The sequence below is a fragment of the Sorangium sp. So ce426 genome, from assembly GCF_051475585.1.
GTDB classification, from domain to species: domain Bacteria; phylum Myxococcota_A; class Polyangia; order Polyangiales; family Polyangiaceae; genus Sorangium; species Sorangium cellulosum_B.
The window spans coordinates 7217541-7234124 of sequence record NZ_CP150341.1 but is presented as its reverse complement, the minus strand read 5'-3'; the positions used below and the strand labels follow the sequence as shown (position 1 = coordinate 7234124).

General features: G+C 71.4%; 13 protein-coding genes. 6 read left to right on the top strand and 7 right to left on the bottom strand.

Annotation, left to right across the window (positions count from 1 at the left end; genetic code table 11):
* Positions 1-123 precede the first annotated feature (123 nt).
* Positions 124-900: a peroxiredoxin gene (locus WMF44_RS26900; RefSeq protein ID WP_437292895.1), complete on the bottom strand. Its 777-nt coding sequence runs from the start codon at positions 898-900 to the stop codon at positions 124-126.
* A 78-nt stretch (positions 901-978) separates the two neighbouring features.
* On the opposite strand from WMF44_RS26900, the gene deoC reads away from it, so the two are divergent.
* The 3 genes from deoC (at position 979) to WMF44_RS26885 (ending at position 4494) form a co-directional block, all read left to right on the top strand.
* The gene (gene deoC / locus WMF44_RS26895; protein WP_437292894.1) at positions 979-1932 is read left to right on the top strand and encodes a deoxyribose-phosphate aldolase; all 954 of its coding nucleotides are present in this window, start codon (positions 979-981) and stop codon (positions 1930-1932) included.
* Between the two features lie 64 nt (positions 1933-1996).
* Positions 1997-3523, top strand: coding sequence for an aldehyde dehydrogenase family protein (locus WMF44_RS26890; protein WP_437292893.1), 1527 nt, complete (start codon positions 1997-1999; stop codon positions 3521-3523).
* Positions 3524-3654: 131 nt separating this feature from the next.
* Positions 3655-4494 (top strand): aldehyde dehydrogenase family protein, encoded by an 840-nt coding sequence (locus tag WMF44_RS26885; RefSeq protein WP_437301614.1) that lies wholly within the window; start codon positions 3655-3657, stop codon positions 4492-4494.
* Positions 4495-4570: 76 nt separating this feature from the next.
* Here the strand turns inward: WMF44_RS26885 and fmt are convergent, their stop codons facing one another.
* Both fmt and WMF44_RS26875 read right to left on the bottom strand, forming a co-directional pair.
* A complete protein-coding gene (gene fmt, locus WMF44_RS26880) occupies positions 4571-5506 on the bottom strand; it encodes a methionyl-tRNA formyltransferase (RefSeq protein ID WP_437292892.1) in 936 nt (311 codons plus the stop codon).
* Between the two features lie 78 nt (positions 5507-5584).
* Positions 5585-6415, bottom strand: a complete 831-nt coding sequence (locus tag WMF44_RS26875) for a formylglycine-generating enzyme family protein (RefSeq protein ID WP_437292891.1) — start codon at positions 6413-6415, stop codon at positions 5585-5587.
* 463 nt (positions 6416-6878) lie between these two features.
* Here WMF44_RS26875 and lon point away from each other — a divergent pair, with 463 nt between their 5' ends.
* The gene (gene lon, locus WMF44_RS26870; RefSeq protein WP_012237635.1) at positions 6879-9332 is read left to right on the top strand and encodes an endopeptidase La; all 2454 of its coding nucleotides are present in this window, start codon (positions 6879-6881) and stop codon (positions 9330-9332) included.
* Between the two features lie 289 nt (positions 9333-9621).
* Positions 9622-10776, top strand: coding sequence for an FHA domain-containing protein (locus WMF44_RS26865; protein ID WP_437292890.1), 1155 nt, complete (start codon positions 9622-9624; stop codon positions 10774-10776).
* 13 nt (positions 10777-10789) lie between these two features.
* Here WMF44_RS26865 and WMF44_RS26860 read toward each other — a convergent pair whose 3' ends face one another.
* Positions 10790-11962 carry a hypothetical protein gene (locus WMF44_RS26860; RefSeq protein WP_437292889.1) on the bottom strand — a complete coding sequence of 391 codons (1173 nt, stop codon included), beginning with the start codon at positions 11960-11962 and terminating at the stop codon, positions 10790-10792.
* 104 nt (positions 11963-12066) lie between these two features.
* Positions 12067-12777, bottom strand: coding sequence for a hypothetical protein (locus tag WMF44_RS26855; RefSeq protein WP_437292888.1), 711 nt, complete (start codon positions 12775-12777; stop codon positions 12067-12069).
* A gap of 145 nt (positions 12778-12922) precedes the next feature.
* Here WMF44_RS26855 and WMF44_RS26850 point away from each other — a divergent pair, with 145 nt between their 5' ends.
* Complete coding sequence (locus WMF44_RS26850) at positions 12923-13630, top strand: hypothetical protein (RefSeq protein WP_437292887.1); 708 nt, start codon at positions 12923-12925, stop codon at positions 13628-13630.
* 65 nt (positions 13631-13695) lie between these two features.
* Here WMF44_RS26850 and tssG read toward each other — a convergent pair whose 3' ends face one another.
* Both tssG and tssF read right to left on the bottom strand, forming a co-directional pair.
* Positions 13696-14829: a type VI secretion system baseplate subunit TssG gene (gene tssG, locus WMF44_RS26845; protein ID WP_437292886.1), complete on the bottom strand. Its 1134-nt coding sequence runs from the start codon at positions 14827-14829 to the stop codon at positions 13696-13698.
* Positions 14793-16562 (bottom strand): type VI secretion system baseplate subunit TssF, encoded by a 1770-nt coding sequence (tssF, locus tag WMF44_RS26840; protein WP_437292885.1) that lies wholly within the window; start codon positions 16560-16562, stop codon positions 14793-14795. The genes tssG and tssF overlap by 37 nt, the downstream gene beginning before the upstream one ends.
* Positions 16563-16584 lie beyond the last annotated feature (22 nt).

Below are 16584 nucleotides of genomic sequence, written 5' to 3'. Positions count from 1 at the left end.
ATTCCGACGACCTACGCACCACGCGCGCGCTCCCGTCTGCAGATCTCCCGTCAGCCCTCCGCGCGGCCCGCGCGGTCAGCGCGCGTCCCGCCGGCGCTCCTGCGCCGCGTGCGCGCGCGGGCGTCACCGCCTCCCCGGCGGACCTTTCGCCGGGGGCGCCGCGGGGGCCGCCGGGGGCAGCATCGTCCCCGTCGCCACCGGAGCGGCCGTGGCCGGCTCCGCCGCGCCCGCAGGCGCCGCCGCGGGCGCCGCCGCGGGCGCCGCCCCGGTGGCGGCCGGCGCCGCGGTGTCCGGCGCGGCCGGCGCTGCGCTGCCCGGCGCCGCTGGCGCGACCGGGAGCGCGGCGCCCGTGAGCTGCGCGGCGTCCTTCAGCACCTCGTCCGCGTGCACCCCGGGATCCACGTCCGGATAGACCTTCGCGATCTTGCCGTCCGGATCGACGAGGAACGTCACGCGCGCCGTCGCGCCGAGCCGCATCGGCACGCCGAACGCCGTGGCCCACGCGTGATCGGTGTCGACGAGGATCGGGAACGGCAGCTTGTTCTCGGTCGCGAACTTCTCGTGCGACTCGCGGGTGTCGGACGACACGCCGAAGACCTGCACGTTGGCCTGCTTGAAGCGATCCCACGCGTCGCGGAACGCGCACGCCTCCGCGGTGCAGCCCGGCGTCCCGTCCTTCGGATAGAAGTACACGACCACGGCCCGACCCCGCTGGTCGGACAGCCGCTGGATCGCGCCGTGCTGATCCGCGGCGAACACGTCGGGCGCCGCCGCGCCGACCGGGATCAGCCCTTGTCCACCATCGGGTCGCTCGGCCGCGCCACACCCGAGCAGCGAGGCAAAGGCAAAGACGACAGCAAGTACGACAAAAACGACGGCAATCGGGAAGCGTCTCTTCATCAGAGCGCCACGTTAGCACGCACTCGGTAGGATCGATCGGACGCTTCTGGTACGTTCCCGCGCCAGGAGACGAGGCCGATGGCGATCTTCGGAAACGACAGCGGCGCCGCGCCCGGCGTGGTGCGCCAGGGCAGGGAGGTCACCTACCCCGATTTCTCTTCGCCCACCGTGGATAAGGTCATGGTCGAAGAGCGCGCAGCCGGGCTCGGCAAAAGGAGCATCAAAGGCCCCGCCAAGGTCGCCGGCCTCAAGCTCGCCATCTCGATGATGGACCTCACCACCCTGGAGGGGAAAGACTCCCCCGGAAAAGTTGAGCAGCTCTGTCAGAAGGCGCTTCGACCCCACGAGCGCGCGGACATCCCTTCCTGTGCGGCGGTGTGCGTCTATCCCAAGCTCGTCGCTGTGGCGAAGCGAGCGGTCTCGGGCTCGGCGGTCAAGGTGGCCAGTGTGGCGACCGCCTTCCCGAGCGGCCTCTCCACGCTCGCCGTCAAGCTCGCCGACGTCCGCCAGGCGGTCGAGCTCGGCGCCGACGAGATCGACATGGTGATCGACCGCGGCGCGATGCTCTCCGGCGAGTACGGCGCGGTGTACGACGAGATCGCCGCGACCAAGGAGGCGTGCGGGCACGCGCACCTCAAGGTGATCCTGGAGACGGGCGAGCTCGGGTCCTACGATCGCGTCCGCAAGGCGAGCCGCATCGCGATGCTCGCGGGCGCCGACTTCATCAAGACCTCGACCGGGAAGATCACGCCGGCGGCGACGCCCCCGGTGACGCTGGTGATGCTGGAGGCGATCCGCGATCACGCGCAGGCGACCGGGCGGCGCGTCGGGATGAAGCCGGCCGGCGGGATCCGCACCGCGAAGCAGGCGCTCCACTACCTCGTGCTGGTCAAGGAGACCCTCGGCGACGCCTGGCTCACGAGCGACCTGTTCCGCTTCGGCGCGTCGACGCTCCTCAACGACGTGCTCATGCAGCTCGAGAAGGAGCGGACGGGCGCCTACCAGAGCGGGGATCATTTCAGCAAGGACTGACCGCGCCGCGAGGGCGGGGCCGCGTCGGTGTTCAACGCGCGGCCGCGGGCGTAGAGTGCGCCGCATGAGCGACAACAGCACCGCCGCGGCTGGCGGCGACGGGGGCTCGCCCCGGGACGCGACCGCGGCGCGCGACGCGGCCGTCGTGTTCGGCGACGCCTGGCGCTACGCGCCGGCGCCCGAGGGGCGCGACCACGTGAAGATCGCGCCGCGGTACGAGCTCTTCATCGGCGGCGCGTGGCGCGCTCCGGCCTCGGGCCGCTACCTCGACAGCATCAGCCCGTCGACCGAGGAGAAGCTCTGCGAGTTCGCCGAGGCCTCGGAGCAGGACGTCGATCTCGCCGTGCAGGCGGCGCGGGCCGCGTACGAGAAGCACTGGTCGCGCATGCGCCCGCTCGATCGCGGCAAGTACCTCTACCGCGTCGCCCGGGCCCTCCAGGAGAAGGCGCGCGAGCTCGCCGTCGCCGAGTCGCTCGACGGGGGCAAGCCCATCAAGGAGTCCCGCGACGTCGATCTCCCGCTCGCGGCCGCGCATTTCTTCTACCACGCGGGCTGGGCGGACAAGCTCGAGCACGCCTTTCCCGGGCGCGATCCCCGGCCGCTCGGCGTCGCGGGCCAGGTGATCCCGTGGAACTTCCCGCTGCTCATGGCGGCGTGGAAGCTCGCCCCGGCGCTCGCGGCGGGCAACACGTGCGTCCTCAAGCCCGCCGAGACGACGCCGCTCACCGCGCTGCTCCTCGCGAAGATCATCGAGGAGGCCGATCTCCCGCCCGGCGTCGTCAACGTGGTCACGGGCGCCGGCGCGACCGGCGCCGCGGTCGTCGGCCACCCTGGCGTCGACAAGGTCGCGTTCACCGGATCGACCGAGGTCGGCAAGCGCATCCAGCGCGCGCTCGCCGGCACCGGGAAGCGGCTCACCCTCGAGCTCGGCGGCAAGGCCGCGAACATCGTGTTCGAGGACGCGCCGCTCGATCAGGCCGTCGAGGGGATCATCGGCGGCATCTTCTTCAACCAGGGCCACGTCTGCTGCGCGGGCTCGCGCCTCCTCGTCGAGGAGAGCGTCCACGACGCGCTCCTCTTCAAGCTGCGCGAGCGCATGGCGACCCTGCGCGTCGGCGATCCGCTCGACAAGAACACGGACGTGGGCGCCATCAACTCGCGGGCGCAGCTCGCGAAGATCGAGGAGCTCGTGGCGGCGGGGGAGCGCGAGGGGGCCGCGCGCTTCTCGGTGAGCTGCGCGCTCCCGCAGCGGGGCTACTGGTTCGCGCCGACGCTCTTCACGGGCGTCGCGCAGTCGCACCGGATCGCGCGCGAGGAGATCTTCGGCCCGGTGCTCTCGATCTTGACCTTCCGCACGCCCGAGGAGGCGATCGAGAAGGCGAACAACACGATGTACGGGCTGTCGGCGGGCGTCTGGACCGGCAAGGGCTCGAAGAGCTTCTGGGTCGCGCAGCGGCTCCGCGCCGGCGTCGTCTGGGCGAACACCTTCAACAAGTTCGATCCCAGCGCGCCGTTCGGCGGCTACAAGGAGAGCGGCTTCGGCCGCGAGGGCGGGCGCCAGGGGCTGCTCGCCTACCTCGAGGTGGACTGATGGCGCTCGGCGACAAGGACAGCGGCGGCGACGAGGGGTGCACGTCGATCGGGGAGTGCGCCGGCGCGGCCGCGCTCGACGCTCCTCCGGGCGAGGCGCGCGCGCGGGTCGGCGTGCGCAAGGCGTACAAGATGTTCGTCGGCGGCGCGTTCGTGCGCTCGGAGTCCGGGAGGTACACGCAGGTGCGCGATCACGGAGGCGCGGGCGCGGTCGAGAACATCCCGCGCGCCTCGCGCAAGGACGGGCGCGACGCCGTGCTCGCGGCGGCCGGCGCGCTCGGCGGGTGGTCGGCGCGCGCCGCGTACAACCGCGGGCAGATCCTCTACCGCCTCGCCGAGATGCTCGAGGCGCGGCGCGCGGAGCTCGCGGCCTCGCTCGAGCGCGGCGGGCAGGGCGCAGGCGCCGCCGAGCGCGAGGTCCTCGCGGCGATCGATCGCGCTGTCGCTTATGCGGGCTGGGCCGACAAGTACCAGAGCCTCTTCGCGAGCCTGAACCCCGTGTCCGGCCCGCACTTCACCTTCACCGTGCCCGAGCCGATGGGGGTCGTCGTCATCGCGGCGCCGCCGCGGCCGGCGCTGCTCGGCCTCGCGGGCGCTCTCCTGCCGGTGATCACCGCCGGCAACACCTGCGTCGTGCTCGCGAGCGAGGCGGATCCGCGCACGGCGCTCGTCTTCGGCGAGGCGCTCGCCACGAGCGATCTCCCGGGCGGCGTCGTCAACGTCCTCACCGGCCAGCTCGCGGAGGTGCTGCCGCACCTCGCCGCGCACATGGACGTCGCCGCGCTCGATCTGCACGGCGTGGACGCGGCGCTGGTGAAGCGCCTCGAGGAGGCGGCCGCGGCCAGCGTCAAGCGGGTGCGGGCCCGCTCGCTCGGCGAGGCGGAGTGGTTCGACGACAGGGCGGCGACGTCCCCCCGCTGGATCGAGCGGTTCGTCGAGATGAAGACGATCTGGCACCCGGCCGGGCCGTGACGCCGGCGGCGCTCGACGACCGGGCGCCGTGACGCGGGCGGCGCTCAACGACGGGGCGCCGTGACGCGGGCGGCGCTCATCGACCGAGCACCATCCCCGTCTGGAGCGTCCGCCCGGCGACGAGGTCCGCCGCCGCGAGCGGCTTCCGCCCCTCGACCTGGGCTCGCACGATCTGGATCGCGCCCGCGCCGCAGGCGACGATCACGACGCTGCGGCCGGCCATCACCACGGTCCCCGGCGGCGCGCCGGCCTGGTCGGCCTCGCTCTCGACATGCGCGGCCAGCACCTTGAGCGCCTTGCCGTCGATCGTCGTGAAGGCGCCTGGCCACGAGGTCATCCCCCGGATGTGATCGTGGATCTGCCGGGCGCTCCGCTCCCACCGGATGCGCCCGTCTTCCTTCTTCAGGAGCGCCGCGTGCGTCGCCGCCTCGTGGTCCTGCGGCGTCGGCGCGAGCTCGCCGTCCACCGCGCGGCGGAGATCCTCGCGCACGACGCGCGCGGCGAGCGCCCCGAGATCGATCGCGAGCTCGTCGGCGGTCGTGTCCGGGCCGATCGGCGTCCGGCGCACCGCGTAGACGGGCCCCGTGTCCATGCCCTCGTCCATCTGCATCAGCGAGATGCCCGTCTCGGCCTCGCCCCCGACGATCGCCCAGGTGATCGGCGCGGCGCCGCGGTAGCGCGGCAGGATCGACGCGTGCAGGTTCATGCAGCCGCGCCGCGGCGCCTCGAGCACCGCCTTCGGCAGGATGCGCCCGTAGGCGATCACCAGCGCGACGTCCGCTCCGGCGCCCGCGACCCACGCGGCGAACTCGGGCGTGCGGACCTTCTCGGGCTGCAGCACGGGCACGCCGAGCTCCAGCGCCTTCACCTTCACCGGCGGCGCCTTCAGCTCGAGCCCGCGGCCGGCCGGCCGATCCGGCTGACAGACGACGCCGACGACGTCCGCGATCGACGCGAGCGCCTCGAGCGACGGCACGGCGATGGCGGGGGTACCGAAGAACAGGGCGCGCACGCCCTGGCTTCTAGCAGGACCTGCGCCCGTCGTGCCGCCTTCTTCGCTCGCGGCGAGCGCCGCCGTGGAGGCTCGGCCTCAGGGGCCGGGCGCTCGCCCGCCGCGCTCGTCGTCCGCCGCGGGCGCCGCCGCGCCGCGCGAAGGGAGCGCCGAGCGCGGATCGGCGCAGCAGCGGAAGCCGGTCTCGTAGAACACGAACTTCGGATCGTGCGCGTCGTTCGTCCCGCGGCAGCCCGTCCACGGCTTGGCCCAGAAGCCGCCCATGAGCGCGCCTGGCCACCGGCGGCCGCGGCGCGAGGCGACCCACTCCTCGACGTTGCCCATCATGTCGAAGATGCCGAAGGTCGAGGCGCACCCGGGATGGGAGCCGCTCGGCGCGCCCTGCCAGAGCCGCTCGACCTCGCGCTGCGCCACCTCGCCGGAGGCGCCGAGCTTCCGCTCGTCGACCGGCCGCCAGGCCTTGCCGCTGTTGCAGACCGCCTTGTCCACGCGCCAGCCGTAGGCGAGGGGACGCCGCTCGGGGCCCTCGCACGCGAGCTCCCACTCCTGCTCGGCGCACACCCGCTTGCCGCGCGCGGCGCACCACGCGGTCGCCGTCTCGAACGACTGCATGACGAGCGGCTTCGCCCCCCGCTGGTTCGGCGCCTCGAACTGGTCCATGCACACGGAGATCTCGGTCGACGGCCCCTCCTCGGCCGTGATGTCCTCCCAGTACGCGAAGCAGTGGGTCGCCTTGCCGCTCTTGACCGGCTCCACGCAGACGTGCTGCACGTCGTCGCGGTGCGTGCCGGTGACGAGCCGCATGTCCGCCGGGCACGCCGGGCTGGGCCCTGGATCGAGCGACGGCGCCGCCGGAAGGCCGAGCATCGCGATCGCGAGCGCGCCGAGGCCGAGCAGGGGATCGATCATCGTTCAGCGAGGGCCAGGGTGTCGCTCCGTGCCGGGCGCAGCCTCGGCCTTGCCGCGCCGAGCGGCAAGGCCGACGCGCGCCTCCTCGGTGCGCGTCGTTGACCCGGCGACCCGGCCGCCGGGGATCCTGCGCCGCGTCGCGCGCGCGCGCGCCAGGCGGTGGTGATGACGAGCGTGACGAGCGAGCGCTGCAGGTCGGAGTCGGAGCCGACCACCCGCAGCGTATCCTCATTCAAAAAAATGGCCAGGGCTGTGGCACGCGGCATGCGCCGTGTCTATGGTGAGTTCCCGTAGCCTCGCGGGCTGTCTTCCACCAAGAGCTGCCAGCAGGGCTCCGCGTTGCACCATCCGCATCCGTCTGGATGCAAGCCAAGATGACCGGGGCGCGCGGTGGCCGCGCGGCCCGGCTGCGTGTTGATGAAGGGGTTTACCTCCCCCGGTCGGGTGCCTAGAGGAGATCGCCATGTCCGAGAAAAAGAACCCGCCGATGCCGCCGCGCTCCGAGGAAGAGGTCGTCTTCGGCGACGAGCTGCCGGTTCTGCCGATCCGCAATGCGGTGCTGTTCCCGGGCGCCGTCGCGCCCTTCGATGTCGGCCGCGAGAAGTCGGTCGCGCTGGTGGAGGATGTCGACAACCTCCCCGGCCCGGTCATCGCGATCTTCGCCCAGCGCGATCCGTCGACCGACGATCCCGGGGCGGAGGACCTGTACCCGATGGGCTGCGCCGCGCGCGTGCTGAAGGCGCTGAAGCACAGCTCGGGCAACTACTCGTTGATCTTGCAGGGCCTCACGCGGATCAGGCTCGATAGCGTCACGGCCCACACGCCGTACCTGCGCGCCAAGATCCGCCGCATGGACGAGCCGGCGACGGAGGACGTCGAGGCGGAGGCGCTGGCGATGAGCCTGCGCGACATCGCGAAGCAGGTCATCCAGCTGATGCCGGAGCTCCCGCGCGAGGCGGGCTCGCTCATCGACTCCATCCAGGCGCCCGGCGCGCTCGCCGATCTCGTCGCGGCGAACCTCGACGCTCCGGTCGAGGAGAAGGCGCAGCTCATCGAGACGATCGACGTCAAGGAGCGCATCCGCAAGGTGCTGCGGCTGCTCACGCGGCAGCTCGAGATCCTGAAGATGCGCGAGCGCATCAACTCCCAGATCAAGGAGGAGATGGGCAAGAACCAGCGCGAGTACGTGCTGCGCCAGCAGCTCAAGGCCATCAAGGAGGAGCTGGGCGAGGACGACGGCGATCAGGGCGATCTCGACGGGCTCGAGGATCGCATCGCGAAGGCGAACCTGCCGACCGAGGCGGAGACCGTCGCGAAGAAGCAGCTGAAGCGGCTGCGCACGATGCAGGTCGGGTCGGCCGAGTACACCGTGGTGCGGACGTACCTCGACTGGATCCTCGACGTGCCCTGGACGCAGTCGACGCAGGACAACCTCGACATCGGCAGCGTCCGCAAGGTGCTCGACGAGGACCACTACGGCCTGGAGAAGGTCAAGAAGCGCATCCTCGAGTACCTGGCGGTCCGCAAGCTGAAGCAGGACAAGAAGGGCCCGATCCTCTGCCTGCTCGGGCCTCCCGGCGTCGGCAAGACGTCGCTCGGCCGGAGCATCGCGCGCGCCCTCGGCCGCAAGTTCCACCGGGTCTCGCTCGGCGGCGTGCACGACGAGGCGGCGATCCGCGGCCACCGGCGCACCTACGTCGGCGCGCTCCCTGGCCAGATCATCCAGGGCATGAAGAAGTCGGGGACGATCAACCCGGTCTTCATGATGGATGAGGTCGACAAGATCGGGCACGACTTCCGCGGCGACCCGTCGGCGGCGCTGCTCGAGGTGCTCGATCCGGAGCAGAACAACACGTTCGCGGATCACTACCTGGAGATCCCGTACGACCTGTCGCACGTGATGTTCGTCGCGACCGCGAACGTGGCAGATCCGATCCCGCCGCCCCTCCGCGACCGCATGGAGATCCTCGAGATCCCTGGCTACACGCGGAAGGAGAAGCTCGCGATCGCGCGGCAGCACCTGCTCCCGAAGCAGCTGTCGGAGCACGGGCTCACGACCGAGCAGCTGGAGGTCACGGACAAGGCGCTGGAGGAGATCATCGATCACTACACGCGCGAGGCCGGCGTCCGGTCGCTCGAGCGGCAGATCGCGGGCGTCATCCGCGGCGTGGCGGTGAAGGTCGCCGAGGGCGACACGCAGAAGCGGCGCGTCGACAACGAGGACGACCTGCACGAGTTCCTCGGCCCGGCGAAGTACACGAGCGAGGTCGCGGAGCGCACCGCCGAGAGCGGCGTCGCGACGGGCCTCGCGTGGACGAGCGTCGGCGGCGAGATCCTCTTCATCGAGGCGACGCGGATGTACGGCACGGGCAAGCTCCAGCTGACCGGCCAGCTCGGCGACGTGATGAAGGAGTCGGCGCAGGCGGCGCTGTCGTTCGTGCGCAGCAACGCGTCGAGGTACAGCATCGCGAAGGACTTCCTCGAGAAGAGCGATCTGCACATCCACATCCCCGCCGGCGCGATGCCCAAGGACGGGCCGAGCGCGGGCGTGACGATGTTCACGGCGCTCGTCTCGCTCCTCACCGGGATCAAGGTCCGCCACGACGTCGCGATGACGGGCGAGATCACGCTCCGCGGCCGCGTGCTCCCGATCGGCGGCCTGAAGGAGAAGGTGCTGGCGGCGCACCGCGCCGGCATCAAGCGCATCATCGTCCCCGAGCGCAACCGGGCGGATCTCGAGGAGGTCCCGAAGGAGGTCGTGGACGAGCTGCAGTTCTTCTTCGTGAGCCGGATGGAGCAGGTCCTGGAGGCCGCGCTCGAGCGGCTGCCCGAGCCCGCGCCCGCGACCGAGGAGTCGAAGGACGGCGAGAAGAAGGAGATCGAGAAGTCGGAGAAGAGCTCGATCGCCAGCAACTGATGACGGCCGTCGCCAGCGATCGCTGAGCGACCTGTCTGCGAGGCGCCGCGCGGCTCGAACGCGCGGCGCCTTTTTTCGTGCTTCTTTCGTGATTCGTGAAGACGCCCGCGCGGCGGCGACGGACACGTCTCCCTCTCGGCGAGCTTGGCGCGCTCGCGTCGCAGCGCGTGGCAGCGGCGTCGCATGGCCTGCGCCGCGCGGCTTGAACGCGCGGCGTGCTCGCGCGCTCTCGCCAAAGCGCGGCTTTCACCTCGACGGATGTCAAGCGAATCGGTAGCCTCGAGTCCGCATGAGGCCGTGTCCGAACTGCGCGTGGATGCTCAAGGAGACCGACGCTGCCTGCTCGATGTGCGGTACGAGCGTGGCGGGCGCAGCGCCTGGAGCCTCTGTTCCGGTCGCGCCTCCGCCGGTGCAGGCGGGGGCTGGCGCCTATGCTCCGCCTGGCCCGCCTGGCTATCCAGGGCAGCCAGCCGTCTCGGGTTATGGCGGCGCGGCGTCGCCAGGCTACGCGGCGGGGGGCGCGCAGGGCGCCTATCCACCTCCTCCTCAGGCCTACGGGGTCGGGGGAGGCGGGCTCGCGGTGCCGGCATCGCCGGGGGGAGGCGTCGCCTTCTCGACGGGCGCGGAAGCTCCCTTCCCGGTCTCACCCTGGGCCCGAGCGGCGCCTTCCGCGGGGCTCACGTCGCAGCCGGCGTCTCCTCCGATGAACGCGCCGGGCGTCCCGCCGGTCCAGCCGGCGCTCGGGGCGCCGGGGCCGGGTATGGCGCCCGGCGCGTCGATGGGTGGCGCGATGGGGCAGCAGCCCGTGGCGCCGGCGCCGGTCTTCGGCGCGCCTCCACAGATGGTTGCGCCCCCGCCGATGGTCGTGCCGACGGGGGCGCCGGGGCTGGTCGCGCCGCCGATGGTGCAGCCGGGCGTGGTGGCGCCGCCGCCGATGGTGCAGCCGGGCGTGGTGGCGCCGCCGCCGATGGTGCAGGGGGGCGCGGTCGCGCCGCCGCAGATGGTGCAGGGCGGGGTGCCGGCGGTCGCTCAGGCCAGGGCGCCTGCGATCGTCGCGCCGCCGATCGTCCAGGGCGCGGTCTCGGGCGCGGTGCCGCAGGTGGCGGCGCAGCCCGCGCGTGTCCTCGTCGGCTTCATCGTGACGTTCCAGAACGATCCCGGAGGCAGCTTCTGGCCGATCTACAGCGGCCGGACGCAGGTGGGGCGCGCCGGGGCGGACCCGGCGACGGAGATCGGGCTCGCGGATGCGAGCGCCTCCTCACGGCACGCGTCGATCCACGCGGATCCGACGACGGGTCAGGTCTTCATCGAGGACGACGGCTCGCGCAACGGCACCTTCGTCAACGAGCAGCGCCTCGGGCAGGGCGAGCGCCGGCAGCTGCGCGACAACGACCGGCTGCGCCTCGGGAGCACGACGTTCGTGGTGAAGGTGCTGGTCGCCTGAGCGGAGAGCGAGGCTACTGGCCGCCGGCGCCGCCTGCACCGCCAGTACCATCTGCGCCGCCTGCGCCACCCGAGCCGCCGGCGCCACCAGCGCCGGTGCCTTCCGTGGGCGCTGTGCATTTGGAGAAGCCATCCACGACGAGGCACTCGAGCCCATCCGAGCAATCATCGCCGCCCCTGATACACGACTGCCCATCGCCGCACCGCTCTTTGCAGAGCGCGCCGCCGCAGTCGATGTCGGTCTCCGTGCCGTCCTTCACGCCATTGAAGCAAAGCGGGAGGGCCGCCGGGATCTCGCAATTGAAATATTCCACCACCTCAGCCGAGGGGGCCGCGTCGGAGCCCGCTCCACCATCGCCCCCGCCGCCAGTCCCCTCACCCTCCCCAGGCGCAATGATAGGTGGGTAGTGGATGCTGAAGGAAATGAAACCATTGTACTCATCGAGATCGTTGGGGTCCGCCTCCGGGGGGGGCTGTTTGCCCAGGCTCGTTTTGAGTATGGCCCTCGGAAGGAGCGCGTCGTAGCCGCCGCACTTCGTTTCGGCCTCGAGCCGGTTGAAGTGGTACTGCGTGCCCTCCGAGCAGCTCAGGTCGAGTGTTGCACGGCCTTCCGGCGTGACAACGGTCACTGCACCGCCGTCCACGTCGGCAGCCTCGTTGCCGCCCCCGCCAGTGGCGCCACCACCGCCGGCACTTGCGTTTTCGCATTGTGGGATGGTGACGGCACCGCCGCCACCACCGGCACCGCCGCTACCACCATCACCACCGGCACCGGTTCCATTCCCGGTCTGGACGCATGGATTGATGGCCACCGAGTAGCTGAACTCCCCCGAGTACGTGAAGGAGCCGCATTCCTGCGCCTGGTCGTCGAGGCGCTTGAATGCGATGCTCTTCGGAGGGAACGCAGCGATGTCGAGCGGCGGGTCGAAGACGACCTGACCTCCCTCCCTGAGGAAGCATATGTCGAGGGTTTCGCGGCTGGCGAACTGGCCGATGGGCCCGTTTCCTGCGCCAGGTGCACCGCACCGATTCACGACATCGGCATGAAAATCTGCGTAGCAGTTGCTGGTGTCTTCGAGGAACGCGCAGACGTCATCGAATTCCTCTGCGCAGCCGGGCACGGAGACGGCTGCGGTCACGGCGAGGATCGGAGCGACGGCGGCGGCGAGCAAGACGTAACGGCGCATGGGCGCAGTCTACGCGTTCTCCCCGAGCGTGGGCCACCTTCGCAGAGGTCTGCAGACGGCGCGCCGGCGGCGTGCGCCTCTACCCGGCGCGCCGCCAGCTCCCCTCACAGCTCGGCGTAGGGCCCGGGGACGACGTACGCGTCGTCGTTGGCCGCGTACGTGAAGACGCCCCAGCAGACGAGCTTGTACTTGATGGCGAACGCCATCGCCTCCCTCAGGCTCGCCTTCGGCGCGAGCACGGCGAGGTTCGAGCGGCGGACGCCCCACCAGCCTGGCCCGTGCTGCAGCACCGCGTCGTGGAGATCCTGCGTCGCGTGCTTGGCGTCCTCGAGCACCGCAAGGCGCAGCCGGATGAACGACTTGTCGCGCGCGGGGAAGTCGAACCAGTACAGGTTCGACCTCGCCAGCTTCGGGGTGATGCTCCCGGCGCCCTGCGCCGCGAGGAAGCGGCTGAGATCCTCGGGCGAGAGCTTCTGGGTGACCGGGTGCGTGTCGACGCCGCTGCACGTCTCGGGGCCGATCTTGAACTCGCCCAGCGCGAGCGGCGCCTCGGGGCCGTTCTCGGGAGTCAAGAGGTTCCGATCGATCGCGGGCAGGTCGTCCGGGTACTCCACGCCGGCGTCGATGCCGCTGCACGCAGGGGCCCCCAGCGCAAGCGCGAAGGCTGCCGCGAGCGCGGGGCGCCGGGGCGCGCGGCGGCCAGGCGCCGGACGCTCGTGGCCCTGGCTCGTGCGGGTGGAGGGGGGGCTCGGCGCGCTCGCCGCCGGTGCTCCGGCGGGCTCGCCCTTGCGACTCGGTTTGCTTTCGTTGGACATGTCTCTCTCACGGCACGGGGTACCGCCTCGATCGGCGGGCGCAGCGCTGCCCGGGCCGGGCAATCATTCAATGCCGGGCACCCCGAGGGCAAACTCCTCGGCGAACATTTGGCTGGCGTGCCCTCGCTGGCCTAGAGTTCCCCCGATGAGGCACCTCGGAATGCCGATGCTCGCGCACGTCCCCGCCTTCCGCGCCCGCCGTCCGCTCGCCGCCGGAGCGGGGCGCGCGGGCGTGGCCTGCGCCGCCGTGGCCGCGATCGCGCTGCTCGCCGGCTGCGGCGGCTCCCCGACCGCCCCCAAGCAGGACGACGTCTTCTACCTCCACGGCGCGGCCGGCTCCCTGAGCAAGGACTCTAGCTTCGAGGTGTACTTCCCGCCGCTCGACGCGCCGGCGACGGACCGGGTGCCGCGCCGGATAGGCGTGGGCCTCATGAACGGCGACGTCCGCATGAGCCGCCCGATGGACTGGAACGTCGGCGGCGCCGACTACACGCCCGAGCGCCGCTTCATCACGTACCAGTCCCCGCGGCAGTTCCTGTTCTCGATCTACGAGCGCATCGACAGCCCCGAGGATCCGTGGCCCGACGTGCTCAAGCGCTACGAGGCGGACCTCGAGGAGCAGGGCGCGGAGATCCTCTCCGGCCGCGCGCCCGTGGCCACGGCGAACACCCAGGGGCGCAGCTACCTCGTCAAGGCGAAGATCCCGTCGAAGCCCATCTCGGACGCCTTCGCCCACGAGATCCTGCTCCGGAGCCCCCGCCGCATCCTGCTCGTGCAGATCGTGCACCACGAGAACGTCGACGCGAACGCCGACGAGATCTCGGCCGCGCTGCAGAGCCTCACCGTTTACTGAACGCAGGGCGGGGCCGCGGCGCTCGCGCCTCCCGGCGGGCCCGCGGCGGCGGCGCTCGGCCTGGGTCACATCGGCGGGGGCTCGCCCCGATCGTCGTCGTCCTCGTCGTCGCCGCCCGCGAGGTGCTTGTCGTCGAGGGGGATCGTGATCACGAGCCGCTCCGCCGCAGAGCCGCCGATCCACGCGGTGCGCTTGAGCGTCGCGGCGCGCGGCGAGCCGAGCTGGAACCGCGGCGCCTCCTCCGTGTCCACGTGGATCTCGAGCATCACGTCGTGGATGCCCGGCGTGAACGTCTCGATGACGCCGCGGACCAGATCCTGCCGCCGACCCCCGGGCAAGAAGGAGAGGTACTCGTCGTAGCCCACCGGGCCGAGCACGACCTTGTAGCGGCCGGAGCCGTCGAACACGTAGCGCCCCAGGGTCAGGCTCTCGCCCAGCTGATGGTTCATCACGCCGAGCTTGTTCCTGAACGGCTTCTCGATCTTCGTCCAGTGGCCGACGAACTGCTCGATCTTCACGCCGATGTTGCCGAGCATCTCGGACAGCACCGTCTCCAGGTTCCTCGCCGAGCGCGACTTCGAGGCGAGGACCGACGCGTAGCGGAGGAAGAAGAAGCGATCGAGCGGCGTCTCGTAGCCGCGGAAGCCGTCGATGCCGACCGCGCAGAGCATCCGGCGCGAGAAGGGATCGGCGCCCTGCTTGCGGTACGTGACGGGCAGGCGGTACTTCGTCCACGCGCGGTAGAGCAGCGACAGGAGCCGGTGGTGGAAGACGTCGAGGAGCTCGCGGATCGGCTGCGGGCCGCCCTGGTAGTCGGCCTGCGCGATCTGCTCGATGAAGTACGCCGGCAGCGGCGACACCGAGCCGTACAGGGCGAGGAACGTGGTCGAGACGCGGGCGCGCTCCACGCCGTCGGCGGCCTTGACCGGCGCGAGCTCGCTCACGTCGCTCGAGGCGAAGATGAGCGAGGGGTCGCCGCGCAGCCGGATGCGCTCGTCCTGCACCGGCCCGAGCTGGCCCACCGGCGGCGCGGCAGGGAAGAGCCGCTCGAGCAGGTAGATGAGGCGGTAGTACGAGAAGCGTGGCGCGGTATCCGCGAAGCGCCGGAGCGTCTCCAGCGCGACGGGGTCGGCGCTCGCGGCGCCTCTCGGCGCAGCCGGCTTCAGATCAGCGTCAGGCTGCCGCTCTTCGGGTCCCATTTATGCACCACGCGTGTATTCGTGCCGGTGACCGTCAGCTGCGTGAACGAGTTCAGCGAGACGTAGGACCCGAGCATCTCGTTCAGGATGCTCGCGAACAGGTACATCTCGCCCTCGCCGACGAACCCGCCCTCGTCGAGCTCGACGTCGACCGCGACGCCGCGCACCGGCGCCCCTCGGTACAGCCGATCCGTCGGCCGCACCCGGATCGCCTTGATCGCGGCCAGGCGGAGCTGGTTCGCGCGCGCCGCCTGACGATCGATGATCGCCTGGAAATTGTAGAGATCGACCGTCGCCCGGAGCACCTCGAGCTCGGTGATCGAGCGGTAGCTCATCGCCATGTGGGCCAAGACGCGCCACTGCAGCTCGCGCCCGAGCGGCGGCGGGAGCGGCGCGGTGACGCCCGTGAGGTTGGTGAAGCTCGCCACGGCGGGTGAGGTCGCCGTCGGCACCCTGAGATCGCCGAGCTTCAGCTGCGCCGGCAGGCGGCGGTTCGTGCTCGTCGCCTCGATGCTGATCACGTCGAACTCGGGGAGGGCACCCGCGTCCTGCGGGGAGCCGAACGAGAGGTACATGTCGATGCCGTCGCCGATGGCGGCCGGGCGGAGGTGCGCCTGGTAGAAGATCGTCCGCGCGGCGGCCTCAGGATCGAGCTCGTGCTGGAAGCTGAAGAACGAGGGGATCTCGACGCGCTGGCTCGTGCGCCGGGCGATGCCGACGACCTTGTCGATGCTGTGGATCTCGAAGGCCGAGGGCGCCGCGCCCGCCGGGCGGCAGAGGTACTCGTGCTTCGTGGCCTCGGGCTTGATCGGATCGCTCGTGTGCTCGAACAGGTTCACGACCGGCGAGCAGAACAGCCGGATGTTCTCCTTGCCGAGCCGCGTCCCCGGCGGGAGCCCGTCCCTGAACTGCAGCAGGATCGCGAAGCGGTCGGAGATCCGCTCCGCCGAGAGCGCCTGCAGGCCGGTCACCTCGAAGAACGCGAACTTCTGCGGGAGCGTGAAGAACTCCTGCAGGAGCCGGAACCCCGGGTAGACCGTCTTCGGGTACGGGATCAGCGACTCTTCATCGGAGAAGCCGGTGAGCCGCACGGCGCGCGCCGGGAGCGACGCGATCGTCGTGTCGCGCCCCGCGGCGTCCACCGCGGCGAGCGCGACGGTGTCGACGTGCGCCCCGACCCAGAGGCGGAGGTCGTCCTGCAGCCTGCGCTCGCCGTGGATGTAGAAGCGCAGCGAGGAGAGCGACAGGCCCGACAGCGCGGCGCCGCCGGTCAGGCGGAGCTCGATGCGGAGCGTCTGCGCGAGCTGCGCGCCCGTGTCGACGCGCACGTCCTCCACCGCGAGCGGCACGAGCTCGACGTCCTGGGTCGTGCGGAACCGGCACGAGACGCCGTCGACCGGCACCGACCCGACCTCCGCGTGCCGAGCGACGACGAGCTTCTCGCGCACCACGTTCGGGAGCGGCGTGAACTCGATGATCGAGGTCGCCGGGATCTGGCGGAGGTAGTGCGGAAAGAGCAGCGACGCGACCGAGTGGATCACCTCGGGGAGCTCGTCGTCGAGCTTCTGGCGGATCTTGCCGGTCAGGAACGCGACGCCCTCGAGCAGGCGCTCGACGTCGGGGTCCCCGCCTTTCTCCGCGAGCATGGGCGCGATCCCGGGGTAGGCGGCCGCGAACTCGCGCCCCAGATCCCTCAGGTAGGTGAGCTCGTCCTGGTAGTACTTGTTGAACATCCTCTCGCCACCGCCAGTCGAC

Excerpts from the sequence above, each read along its gene's own strand:
- WMF44_RS26900 (WP_437292895.1), bottom strand. The coding sequence starts at position 900 with ATGAAGAGACGCTTCCCGATTGCCGTCGTTTTTGTCGTACTTGCTGTC.
- deoC (WP_437292894.1), top strand. The coding sequence starts at position 979 with ATGGCGATCTTCGGAAACGACAGCGGCGCCGCGCCCGGCGTGGTGCGC.
- WMF44_RS26890 (WP_437292893.1), top strand. The coding sequence starts at position 1,997 with ATGAGCGACAACAGCACCGCCGCGGCTGGCGGCGACGGGGGCTCGCCC.
- WMF44_RS26885 (WP_437301614.1), top strand. The coding sequence starts at position 3,655 with ATGTTCGTCGGCGGCGCGTTCGTGCGCTCGGAGTCCGGGAGGTACACG.
- WMF44_RS26875 (WP_437292891.1), bottom strand. The coding sequence starts at position 6,415 with ATGATCGATCCCCTGCTCGGCCTCGGCGCGCTCGCGATCGCGATGCTC.
- lon (WP_012237635.1), top strand. The coding sequence starts at position 6,879 with ATGTCCGAGAAAAAGAACCCGCCGATGCCGCCGCGCTCCGAGGAAGAG.
- WMF44_RS26865 (WP_437292890.1), top strand. The coding sequence starts at position 9,622 with ATGAGGCCGTGTCCGAACTGCGCGTGGATGCTCAAGGAGACCGACGCT.
- WMF44_RS26860 (WP_437292889.1), bottom strand. The coding sequence starts at position 11,962 with ATGCGCCGTTACGTCTTGCTCGCCGCCGCCGTCGCTCCGATCCTCGCC.
- WMF44_RS26855 (WP_437292888.1), bottom strand. The coding sequence starts at position 12,777 with ATGTCCAACGAAAGCAAACCGAGTCGCAAGGGCGAGCCCGCCGGAGCA.
- WMF44_RS26850 (WP_437292887.1), top strand. The coding sequence starts at position 12,923 with ATGAGGCACCTCGGAATGCCGATGCTCGCGCACGTCCCCGCCTTCCGC.
- tssG (WP_437292886.1), bottom strand. The coding sequence starts at position 14,829 with ATGGGACCCGAAGAGCGGCAGCCTGACGCTGATCTGAAGCCGGCTGCG.
- tssF (WP_437292885.1), bottom strand. The coding sequence starts at position 16,562 with ATGTTCAACAAGTACTACCAGGACGAGCTCACCTACCTGAGGGATCTG.